We start from the raw sequence: 12,532 nt of genomic DNA on the forward strand, positions 1-12,532 counted from the left end.
TGTATTACTTGATTTACGCAGAGGGTGAAAAGGGGCACCATAACACCCTCCGCTATAAATCAATTGTTGTTCGTTATCTGAAGGTCAGTTCATCAACCGACGAATCATCATAAAGAAGCGAGCAACTTCTTATGATTGATGAACACCTCAATTGCATTCCATCGATGATTCGACGGAACTTTGTATTAATGTTATGAAAATGAATAACCATATTGTTCGTATTTACATATGTTTGGTTATGATATTATTGTATAGTGATTGTTCCGTTGTTGGTCACAGCACCGCTGTTGGTTAATGTACCGCTGGTAATTGTCACTGCGCCACCGACAGACACGGTAAGACCTGTTCCTGTATTATTGTTTGTTAAGCCACCAGATCCAATTGCAAGCGTACCTGATGCTCCCGCACCGACTGTTAATCCAGTTGCTGTAGCATTAATTGTAGTTGACAAAGCTGATGCATTACCACCATTGGCAATAGTAACTGGATTATTATTAGCGATCACAACATCATCCGTTGAGGTCGGAATTGATCCCTCATCCCATGTGGAGCTGGTGTGCCAATCAGCTGTGACACCAGTTGAGGTAAATGTATTGAATCTATCATCCAATGCAACTTCTGTTCCGCTCGCCAATGATGAAGGTGTTAATGCTGCCAATGAAACAAATCCAAAACCACCGCCAGCAGCTTGACGTGTATATGTTCCTGTGAGTTTTGTTGTGTTATTAATTACAACACCTTGGAATTGTTTCAATTTATTTTCTGTTACGCCAGTTGCTTCACCGCTCAAATATGAAAGTTTAAGATCAACTGTGAATCCAGCGCCGGCATAACTTGGCGTATACTTACGATTGATGGTGTTTGTAGCAGAATACGCTGTTGGGTTCACACCTGGCTCAGACGTAACAGTAAACGACGAGAGCGTACCTACTACCGAAGGTGTCATTGTCATACTAGAATTATTAAATGTATAGGCCGATGCTGCAAAACCGTGGGTTCTTGTAACAGAACCACTGATTTCGTTTGTTCCGCTAACCGCGCTTGAAGCATTTGCAAAAACAACAGCATTTGCGCTTTTCGTAACATTGCTCGCAAGTGCAACATTTCCGCTAATATTTAAATTAAATGAACCGCTAATTGATGTTGCACTACTTGCTTGAACATCGAAGTCATTGTTGATTGTACGTGCAGCACCCAAACTCCATGTTTTTGTATTATTTTTTAATGTTAAATATCCATAATTCACATCTGCAATTGCCTGACCTGCTGTTCCTTGATCATAGGTTACTGTCGTTCCAGTGGCAAAGTTAAGACCAGTCGTGCTTGCTACAGCACCTCCAAATTCTGCGGCACCTGTAACTGTTAAATCAATCGTTCCTGCTGTTCCATTAACATCTGTAGCAAAATTTAGAATATTTGCAACATCGGCTGATGCTAAAGACGAACTACCGGACCGAGTAACTACGCCGGTAAAGTTGATATCGCCACCACCTGCTGTAATTGTTCCACCGCTATGCGCCAGTGTATTGCTGAACGTAATAGCACCAGCTCCACCGGTTATATTACCACTGTTTGCCGCCGCATTGGTGAATGTAATTCCACCGGCACCACCACTAATTGTACCTGTATTACCATTTAATGTAGCAATAGTTAACAAACCAGAAGCTCCGCTATGATTGAGGTTTCCAACTGTTGTTGTAATAGCAGTAATTGATTTCGCACCGGTTCCCGAGAGTGTTAATGTCTTTCCAGAAGATATATTTGCAATTGTGGCAAAGGAAGGTGAAGCTGATGGTATAGTCAGATCTTGATCGATCGTAACATCACCATCTGAGTGTGTAAAAGTTTCGGCAACATTTGTTCCTGCCGAAAAGGATTTCGTTGAAGTACCAGAAAGCGTTAGAGCACCTGAATACGCTACACCCAATACAACCTGACTTGTACCAGTTTGACCATACACTACCGTACTTCCAGATGCTGTAGTTAGTAAACCGCCACCATTAAGCGTTGAAGTACCGTTTATTGTTAATGTTTTATTGCTCACTGCCAATGTGGATGTTGCGGCAATAGACAAAGCCGTACTCACAGTAACAGCATTTCCCATTGTTGTTGTAGGAGTGCCTCCACTTGTATTGACATTAAGCGTTCCAAATGTAAGAGCTCCACCTGTTCCAATTGATTGAGCAGCGGCTCCATTTAATGTTGTTGTTCCAGAGATACTTGCCACTCCAGTATTCGTAATATTCCCGGCAATGTTGTATGTACCGGAACCTGTAAATGTCCCACCAGTGACGGCAAGATGTTGTGCAAAAGCCGCTGTTGTAAACAGGAAAAGAATTATTGCCACTAATATTCCTCTCCCTGTGTTGATATGATTATTTGATGCTTTCATGATTGTGCCCCTTGTTATTTGATGTATTGATGAATTATTATTCTTGTTGCTTTTTTTCTGTTCTGTTTTCATAACAGTAATCCTTCAGTAAAATTATTTGTTCTTGCTCAGGGAACAAATTGAGTTAATTGAGCTGTTTTTTATTTGGTGGACCACGATTTTTCATAGATTTCTCCCGTTGTATTTTTTTATTTATGTTCATTTTATGGACCTAAATTTATTATCCCATTATTATCACTTGTTCCTGCGACTGTATAAATTCCCGCAATATTCACAATACCTATTCCGGTGACACTCATTGTGTTGTTGGCATTAATTGTAAGATTTGCGTTAACAGTTACTGTACTATTCACTGTCTTGATAACTGCAATGGTTGCTGTTAACACCACATTTTGGTATGTGAATGCCGGAATGGTCTGCGGCGCGTCTCCATTAAAATCAATTGTATTGCCGGTGATGGTATAGGAATTTGACCCTGGCGTAAACGTGCTTGCAATACCGATCGTACCGCCATTCACAAGCGTTCGCGCGCCGGTTGAACTGCTGGTGAGATTATTAAAGTTAAATGCTGGAATGGATTGCGGCGTACTTCCATTAAAATTCACCGTGCTTGATGTAACTGTGTATGTATTTGTTCCTGGTGTGAATGTTCCGGTAATACCGATTGTTCCTGCCGGTGCGAGCGTTCGTGTACCGGTGGAACTGCTGACAAGATTTCCATAATTCACTGCACTGATTGTTTGCGGTGAGGCGGAATTATATTCCACCGTCATATTCGTCAGCGTATTGGTTGTAAACCGATATTGAGAAGAATAGTCCGGAACGGCAGCAGTACGAGTGACCAAAATAGTTCCGTTTCCAGTAATTGTTCCGTTGGCGGCTAATGGATTGATCCGCATTGTAGCAACAGAAGGATTAAATGTAACGCTCGCAGCCACAGTCAGTGTTCCCGTAACATTGAAGTTCTCCGTAGAACTGAAGCCGCTGGTGTTGTTCATGTTGATGCTATTGAATCCAAGCGTCGCGACAGTTGTTCCACTGATCGAAGTCGCAGCTGGTGTTCCGGGAGTATTGAAATTAATGGTGGAGGCTGTCGTAAAGGTAATCGGCGTTGCTGCTGTAGTATTGATGATCCAGTTCCCTGCGAAGTTATGCGTCAGCGAATTGCCCATGTTGAAAGTCGCCGTACCTTGAAGCGTGAAGTCGCCCGCAACCGTTAATGCGCCGCCAGCAAGTTTTGCGCCCGATGTGGACATCCGAAGTATATCATACGTTGTTGCTAACACCGTCTGCGCTGCGCCGTTGTAGTTGACGATGTTACCAATTGCTGTTGCCGTTAATGTGGTGATGGTTGTTGTTCCAGCAATATTCAATGTGCCAGTTGCGGTGTTGATGAATGTACCTGCTCCGGCAAGTGATGTCGTTATAGAAACAGTTGTCGTGTTGGTGAATGTGACACTCGCGGCAACTGTCACTGTTCCCGTTGCGTTGAAGTTCTCCGTAGAACTAAACCCGCTCGTGTTGTTCATGTTGATGCTGTTGAACCCAAGCGTTGCAACGGTTGTTCCGCTGATCGAAGTCGCAGCCGGTGTTCCGGGAGTGTTAAAGTTCACCGTGGACGCTGTCGTAAATGTAATCGGCGTCGCTGCAGATGTATTGATAATCCAGTTCCCTGCAAAGTTATGCGTCAGCGAATTGCCCATGTTGAAGGTCGCCGTTCCCTGCAGCGTGAAATTACCATTCACCGTTATTGCGCCACCAGCAAGTTTTGCTCCCGATGTTGAGAGATTCAAAATATCATAGGAGGTGGATTTGACTGTTTGAGCCGCTCCGTTGTAATTGACAATGTTACCGACTGCTGTTGCTGTTAATGTGGTGATGGTTGTTGTTCCAGCAATGTTCAATGTTCCCGTTGCGCTGTTGACGAACGCTCCTGCTCCGGCAAGCGATGTCGTTATAGAAACAGTTGTCGTGTTGGTGAATGTGACACTCGCAGCAACTGTCACTGTTCCCGTTGCGTTGAAGTTCTCGGTGGAACTGAACCCGCTCGTGTTGTTCATGTTGATCGTGTTGAATCCAAGTGTCGCTACGGTTGTTCCGCTGATAGAAGTCGCAGCCGCAGGGGTCGGTGTGTTGAAATTCAATATCGAAGTAGTCGTAAATGTGTATGGTGTAACGGCGGATGTGTTGACAATAAAATTACCATAAAGAGCATGCGTTCTCGATGTTCCGCCGGAGAAGACTGCCGCATTCTGAATGGTGACATCGCCGTTGACCGTCATGTTCCCTGCTGCTGTCTTTGTTCCCGCGTTTGAAATGAGCAGATGATAATAACTGAAGAACGCCGACGATGCAGGGATATTCTGTGCGCCGCCACTGTTAAAGTTGATGATCGTTGAAGTAGTCGTATGGCTTCCGGAGGTGAACGTTGCTGATATCGTCAATACTCCTAATACTCCCACTGTATCGGTCGATTCCCACGTGACCACATTGGTCGTGCGGGCGCCGCTGACCGTTAAATTATTATAATTGATCGCCAGTACGGTCTGGGCTCCTGTTCCATTGTAATTGATCGTACTGCCGGTCGTTACGATGCTGCCTGTCGTGAATGTTGCACTGAGCGTGAACACTCCCGCAATATTCACTGCTCCGGCTATCGTTACATTGCTCGTCGTCCGAGCTCCGCTGATCGTGAGATTATTGTAACTAAACGCTGTAATGGTCTGAGCGCCTGTTCCATTAAAGTCAATCATGTTTCCGGTAGAGATATAACCGCCGCTTGTAAATGTTGCTGAAGCGGTAAATGTGTTGGCTATGCTAATAGTCCCCGGCGAAAGTGTAACGCTATTCGTTGTATGAGCGCCGCTGATCGTAAGATTATAATAGCCAGTCGCCATAACCGACTGCGAACCTGTTCCATTATAATTCACAATATTGCCAACCGCTGTGGCAGTCAATGTGGTGATGGATATTGAACCTGCCAGATTCAATGTTCCTGTGGCAGTGTTAATAAACGTACCAGCACCTGCAAGAGATGTCGTGACAGCAACAGTTCTTGTATTGGTAAATGTGACACTTCCGGCAATCGTCAATGTGCCTGTTGCGTTGAAGTTCTCTGTAGAACTGAAGCCGCTGGTGTTGTTCATGTTGATGCTGTTGAATCCAAGCGTTGCAACAGTTGTTCCGCTGATGGAAGTCGCAGCCGGTGTTCCGGGAGTATTGAAATTAATGGTGGAGGCTGTCGTAAAGGTAATCGGCGTTGCTGCTGTAGTATTGATGATCCAGTTCCCGGCAAAGTTATGCGTCAGCGAATTGCCCATGTTGAAGGTCGCCGTTCCTTGAAGCGTGAAGTCGCCCGCAACCGTTAATGCGCCGCCAGCAAGTTTTGCGCCCGATGTGGACATCCGAAGTATATCATACGTTGTTGCTAACACCGTCTGCGCTGCGCCGTTGTAGTTGACGATGTTACCAATTGCTGTTGCCGTTAATGTGGTGATGGTTGTTGTTCCAGCAATATTCAATGTGCCAGTTGCGGTGTTGATGAATGTACCTGCTCCGGCAAGTGATGTCGTTATAGAAACAGTTGTCGTGTTGGTGAATGTGACACTCGCGGCAACTGTCACTGTTCCCGTTGCGTTGAAGTTCTCCGTAGAACTAAACCCGCTCGTGTTGTTCATGTTGATGCTGTTGAACCCAAGCGTTGCAACGGTTGTTCCGCTGATCGAAGTCGCAGCCGGTGTTCCGGGAGTGTTAAAGTTCACCGTGGACGCTGTCGTAAATGTAATCGGCGTCGCTGCAGATGTATTGATAATCCAGTTCCCTGCAAAGTTATGCGTCAGCGAATTGCCCATGTTGAAGGTCGCCGTTCCCTGCAGCGTGAAATTACCATTCACCGTTATTGCGCCACCAGCAAGTTTTGCTCCCGATGTTGAGAGATTCAAAATATCATAGGAGGTGGATTTGACTGTTTGAGCCGCTCCGTTGTAATTGACAATGTTACCGACTGCTGTTGCTGTTAATGTGGTGATGGTTGTTGTTCCAGCAATGTTCAATGTTCCCGTTGCGCTGTTGACGAACGCTCCTGCTCCGGCAAGCGATGTCGTTATAGAAACAGTTGTCGTGTTGGTGAATGTGACACTCGCAGCAACTGTCACTGTTCCCGTTGCGTTGAAGTTCTCGGTGGAACTGAACCCGCTCGTGTTGTTCATGTTGATCGTGTTGAATCCAAGTGTCGCTACGGTTGTTCCGCTGATAGAAGTCGCAGCCGCAGGGGTCGGTGTGTTGAAATTCAATATCGAAGTAGTCGTAAATGTGTATGGTGTAACGGCGGATGTGTTGACAATAAAATTACCATAAAGAGCATGCGTTCTCGATGTTCCGCCGGAGAAGACTGCCGCATTCTGAATGGTGACATCGCCGTTGACCGTCATGTTCCCTGCTGCTGTCTTTGTTCCCGCGTTTGAAATGAGCAGATGATAATAACTGAAGAACGCCGACGATGCAGGGATATTCTGTGCGCCGCCACTGTTAAAGTTGATGATCGTTGAAGTAGTCGTATGGCTTCCGGAGGTGAACGTTGCTGATATCGTCAATACTCCTAATACTCCCACTGTATCGGTCGATTCCCACGTGACCACATTGGTCGTGCGGGCGCCGCTGACCGTTAAATTATTATAATTGATCGCCAGTACGGTCTGGGCTCCTGTTCCATTGTAATTGATCGTACTGCCGGTCGTTACGATGCTGCCTGTCGTGAATGTTGCACTGAGCGTGAACACTCCCGCAATATTCACTGCTCCGGCTATCGTTACATTGTTCGTCGTCCGAGCTCCGCTGATCGTGAGATTACTATAACTTGTTACTTTTATAGTTTGAGCAACGGTACCATTATAATTGACAGTATTTCCTGCAGTGGTCGCGGTGAGTGTTCCAGTGGTGAGCATTGTTCCACTGATATTCAAAACCGATGCTGCGCTTGACTGGGTCCACGTAGCAGCAGCCACTGTACCATTAATTGAACTGGCTGTTATTGTTCCACTATTATTGATATCCCCGTTCGTACCGCTCATAGTAATTGCACCGGTAACTGTAAGATTAGCCGTTGCAAGAATAGAATGTGCCGCGGAGACTGTTAACGCAGCAGACAGAGTTCCTGTCCCGTCAATAGTTGCTGCGACACCAGTCAGTAACACTGCTTCGGTTCCAGCAAGAATCGCAGTTCCGGAGAGCAATAGATTTCCTGCAATCGTTAATGTACCGGCGGCAGAAATTGTTGTTGTCGTAATAGCATTATTTACCGTAACATGACCGAAGGTCATTGCAACGGTTGGTGTAATAGTTCCTGAGCCGGTAAATGTAGTTGTGGTTGCAGCGTTAAGTGTAAATGTTCCTAATGTATTGGTGACATTTCCACCAAACGAAACAGTCGCTGCACCGGAAGTCGTTAACGTTGAACCGCTACCATGTTTCGTATAATTTCCGGAGAATGTTAATGATCCGGTCGATGCACTGATGACGCAATTTCGTGCTGCAGCGGCGGCAGCTCCCTGTAGTGTTACTCCTCCAACGGAGAATGAACCTGTTCCAACCGTCAATGTTATGGTAGTCGTAGCAGTTGTTGGCTGTGCAGTAAAGTTTCCGCTGACGTTGAAGGCAGCGGTACCGGCAAATGTAAATGTCATATTCGCAGCGGCGACGGCAGGACTGAGATTTACACTTCCCGCAGAAAGAGTTGCTCCAGTAGCAATAGAAACGTTATGGATTCGCGCTGTTGTTACAATCGTATTCGTGATCGCACCGGTAATAGTAAGATTTGCGTTGATTGTAAGTGTAGAGGCTGTAGAATTTCCATATGTTAACGATGCAACAGTTGTTACTGCTCCAACGGTCGGTTGATTTGTTATTGCAGCCGTTCCAAGTTCAACCGCATCACCGGCTGCAGGAGGAGTGCTCGGAGTTCCGCTGACAACGGTCCAATTTCCCGCAGTTGCCCAATCAGTACTGGTTGAACCGTTCCAACGGACGGTCCCTTGTGCAAACAGTTCTGCCGTTACACTGACGAACATCAGTATAATAACTGAACTCAAACGACCGGTACGGCGGATGAGCGATGCAGCGGGCACTATGTTAGCAAACCATTTCAACGGGATTAATTTATACTTTATGCTACTTGTGTTGTAAGCGAGAACTGATTAAAAATCTCAGCATATGAAAATATTTTTTTGGATTGTTCCGTTACTACTTCTGTGGAATCTTTATCAAAAAAGCTCGACGTAAAAACATTCCCACCGTACGATCTTACGCCGGTAACGAATGAATTGAATTGATGAACCACCTCGTCCGAAGCGTGATCTAACGAAAGGACTATAAATACATCTTCAGGTTTGCAGTAGTTCACTATATCTTCTGATGTATATTTTGTTAATACAGTCCCAAGGTTATAGACAGTTACTCCCATGTTGTCCAACAGAAGTTCCACCGCCTTCAACTCCACTTCGTTCATTCCATCGTGCGCGGTAAGGCAATGCAATTCAAACTCTTTCTTTTCTGATTTCGGAATCCGATCAGCAAAATGAATAAGTGAGGTGAGAAGCGTGTTCTTCCCTATCTGAAATTCCACCGGAGTGATTTGTCGGTGTTGATGTTTTTCTTGAATTAATTGAAGTACAGGAGTGAGAAGAAAATCGAAAATGGCGGGAAGCGTCTTTCCTTGTGATGATAAAGAAGAAAAAGTCTGCTCGATCAGCAGATTTTTTCCTTTGATTGCGTTGATGAAACATTCGTTCAACAGTGTTTCACCGACAACCATTACGGCATCCGGTCGGATACTTTCCGAAGTTCTTGCAAACGGAAGCAGTGGTGTAACTATCTCATAATTATAGTGCATAATGAATTCATCAACTGCAGATGGTTTAAACTTCCGATGTCCTCCGGGAGTTTTAATACACTTCAGTTTTCCTTCATCTGCCCATCGTTTAATAGTGGTTTGGCCGACCTGAAACATTTTTGCGAGGTCTTCTGTGGAGAATAGTAGATCGTTCATAGTGACTCCTGTAAATGATTAAGAATAAATAGAGTAAATTTTCAATATGTGGTCTGTAAAGACGTTATGGTCGTTTTGGTCGTTTTAAGATAAGGTTATAAATTCTAAAAGTACTCGAAAATATCACATATTAGAATACTCTAAAAATTTGAAAATTTGATGGATTTTTGGTGGAACAGACAAAATGGTATGTTACTAATAAATTGAAGTAATCTTCTTAAATGTGCAGTTTTTATTAGGGAATTTGCGTGTGTTCTATTTTCTGTAAAAACAATTTATAAACTTGAGTTACAGAAATTTAGAATTTAAAGAGAGTAGTTTGTCTAATTTATAGAGGGAAGAGATGCAAGAACTGAGCGAAAAAAGAAACCCCGACTAGATTATCGGGGTTGAAAGATTCACGATTGAATTACCAACAAGTTTCAGGACTAAATTTTTATCAAAAATTAGAGGTCAATTCCTACAGATGTTTTAAACCCAATATCCGGGAATCCTAACACCATAACTCCAATAGTATAACGGGTAAAAATGGTGTATTGTCTCCCCATCGTAAATCCAATAGGTATAGGATCGTTTAATAAGGGTCGAAGGTCGCGCGCTGTTTCCGGTTTCAATCCTTCCACAATAGCTGTCCCCATCACTACTCCGCCGCCGATACGATAATGTGAATTTCTATATCTTGTTCGGGATTGAAATGCCTGGAATAGTAAACCGTCAACATCCAAAAACAATATTCTCACTGGAAGCAAGAGCCAATTCCATCCGACAAAACGGGTTGGCATCTCAAAATCTAATCCCCCTTTTACACCAGAAGTGAGTTTTTTTCCGATCTTATAATTACTAAATGTCACGGAATAATCTCCAAAGTATTTCACGTAGTTAAACATGAGAGTGTGTTTTCCCAATCCTACATCAATGCCAAACGTTAATGCAGAAGATTGTTGCAGTGACAAACGGTTAGAAAATATATTGTGTGTAGTCTTCGTAAGATTTGGCTTACTTAATTTCAACGAATCGATCAATATCTGCATAGAATCTTGACCCGTTCCTCCCGGTTTGCCGACCATAAAGACGGGAGAATAGCTTTCACTTTTTGCGAGCGGATCAAACATGGAAAACGAGGGAATGTTATCATAGACAACCGTAAGATTCAAAGCGGACAACGCTGAATCAATCAAACGAACTCCCTTATACGATAGTCCGATTGTATATCCCCATTTTTTATCTCGATAGTCTCCATGTGCTTTCCATTTTAAAGCGTTTGTTTCACCGGAAGAAAAATCAATCGCCCGATCAACAGGATTGTTAAAATAATATTCTACCTTTTGAATCGAAATCAATCCATCAATCGGCATATCTAAATCGAGGACTGTTCGTACATCGTATCGTTTCGCAGAGACACCGAATGATAATTGGCCATATCGATTTCTCATCACTTCATATCCAAAACCGGCATTCATCACATTGGAGCGAATGATCAGATTTGTTGAGATGGCAATATTCAATAAAAAATCAATGCCGATGGTTTGCGTACCAGTTTCGCGTGTTGCTCGTAATTTCATGCTCAAATCATTGGCATGAAATCCGACATTGATATCTATGGGATAATAGGATCCGAATCCGATCACCAATCCTCGTGCGATCGGTATCCCAACGGAAAACGAAGTAAGTTGACCAAGAAATCCGGCCGAACCACTGCTCACTTTTGATGGAAGAGTATATCCATTTACTTTATCATATAAGAAGATCGAAGAATCTTTGAGGAATTCATCGGTTTGTTCAGAGAGAGTCTTATCGCTCAGCAACGCATTTCCTTCCATTCCAAATGTACCAGTGCCAATGCCAAACCGTGAATCGATAACGATGTGAGGTAATGTCAGCGAGGATAGTTCAGCGGGATTGAAAAAAATGCTTGCTCCTTTATTATTCAGACGCGGAGAGAGTACTCCTCCTGCCGTAGCAGAACCTGTGCCGACCCCAAGCATATTTAATCCAAGTCCCAAATTGAAATCGATCGCACCTCCCCGCCAGGCCGTTAATGCCGGCGTATCCTTTGCCGGTTGTGCAACAGCACCAGTGACTGCAATAATCAATATGATGATGATCCTCTTCATGCTAGAACTCCATTCCTACGGATAGAGTTTGCGTATCAGCAAGGAATTCGCGAATCATCGAATAGTCGAGAAGCACACAGAAATTTTTTCCAAATGAATAATTAATCCCAAGACCAGCTGTGTATTTTGCATCAGCATCGTTATTGAATGGCTGGCGAATTCCTCCTCGCAACGAAATCATTTGAAGCAGCACAATTTCCATTCCTGAGTTTAAAGCATTTGTGCCAGACCCGGAAAGTGCAGGATGATAATCCGAAGTAACCACAACATTTTCGAACATCTTTAGAGAAGTCCCAATTGATAATTCCGTTGGAATCGGTTCATCATATTTCCCTTTTGCTTTTTTTGTGGTATTGTGCGATACAGAATTCCATTGCAACGGTGCATACACGTCCTTAGCCATGACACCAAATTGGATTTTCGACGAAAGTGAATATTGGAGACCAACATCGACACCAAATCCGCTGGCAGAGCCTTGAATTTGGTTCATTTGTCCTTCGGAGATCTCATCCTGTTCAAAAAGAATGTATGTATCACTATTGAAGGCATTATTGCCAAACGAAGCGTTACGATATTTTCCGGACACTCCGATTCTCAATTTTTCCCCAAATGAACGGGCGTAGGACATTTGCACTGTGATTTCTTGTAACGATTTATCTCCGGATGAAATCACCGCCAGTCCAAATGCCTGTCGAGATCTGGTTAACGGAATTATTGTCGAAAATGAATTATATGTTAACAATCCAAGCTGTTTTGTGGTGGAAAAAGATGATTGTGAATTACGAGCAGATGCCATTCCTGCCGGATTCCATAATGTGCTGTTCGCATCATTGGCAAGTGCTGTAAACGCACCGCCAAGAGCGGCCGGCCGCGCACCAAATCCGATATCAACAAATGATGCCGGAATGCTCGATAGCTGCTGAGCTGTGAGCAATGATCCGCAAATACTCAGAAGTATTAATATAGATGTACTTCGCTTCATCA

At 43.9% G+C, this 12,532-nt stretch carries 5 protein-coding genes; all 5 read right to left on the minus strand.

From position 1 onward, the window contains the following. Window positions 1-244: 244 nt before the first annotated feature. Complete coding sequence (locus WDA22_08895; GenBank protein MFA5833580.1) at window positions 245-2,464, minus strand: hypothetical protein; 2,220 nt, start codon at window positions 2,462-2,464, stop codon at window positions 245-247. Window positions 2,465-2,595: 131 nt separating this feature from the next. Continuing rightward, window positions 2,596-8,535 (minus strand): hypothetical protein, encoded by a 5,940-nt coding sequence (locus WDA22_08900; GenBank protein ID MFA5833581.1) that lies wholly within the window; start codon window positions 8,533-8,535, stop codon window positions 2,596-2,598. 17 nt (window positions 8,536-8,552) lie between these two features. After that, window positions 8,553-9,434, minus strand: a complete 882-nt coding sequence (locus WDA22_08905) for a helix-turn-helix domain-containing protein (GenBank protein ID MFA5833582.1) — start codon at window positions 9,432-9,434, stop codon at window positions 8,553-8,555. Between the two features lie 446 nt (window positions 9,435-9,880). Beyond that, a complete protein-coding gene (locus WDA22_08910; GenBank protein MFA5833583.1) occupies window positions 9,881-11,548 on the minus strand; it encodes a hypothetical protein in 1,668 nt (555 codons plus the stop codon). 1 nt (window position 11,549) lies between these two features. Further along, window positions 11,550-12,530 carry a hypothetical protein gene (locus tag WDA22_08915; GenBank protein ID MFA5833584.1) on the minus strand — a complete coding sequence of 327 codons (981 nt, stop codon included), beginning with the start codon at window positions 12,528-12,530 and terminating at the stop codon, window positions 11,550-11,552. Window positions 12,531-12,532 lie beyond the last annotated feature (2 nt).

It is taken from the genome of Bacteroidota bacterium, assembly GCA_041658205.1.
In the GTDB taxonomy this organism is placed as follows: domain Bacteria; phylum Bacteroidota; class Ignavibacteria; order UBA10030; family UBA8401; genus UBA8401.

What these genes read in the sequence shown, in the direction of transcription:
- WDA22_08895 (MFA5833580.1), bottom strand. Translation starts at nt 2,464, where the DNA reads ATGAAAACAGAACAGAAAAAAAGCAACAAGAATAATAATTCATCAATA.
- WDA22_08905 (MFA5833582.1), bottom strand. Translation starts at nt 9,434, where the DNA reads ATGAACGATCTACTATTCTCCACAGAAGACCTCGCAAAAATGTTTCAG.
- WDA22_08915 (MFA5833584.1), bottom strand. Translation starts at nt 12,530, where the DNA reads ATGAAGCGAAGTACATCTATATTAATACTTCTGAGTATTTGCGGATCA.
- WDA22_08910 (MFA5833583.1), bottom strand. Translation starts at nt 11,548, where the DNA reads ATGAAGAGGATCATCATCATATTGATTATTGCAGTCACTGGTGCTGTT.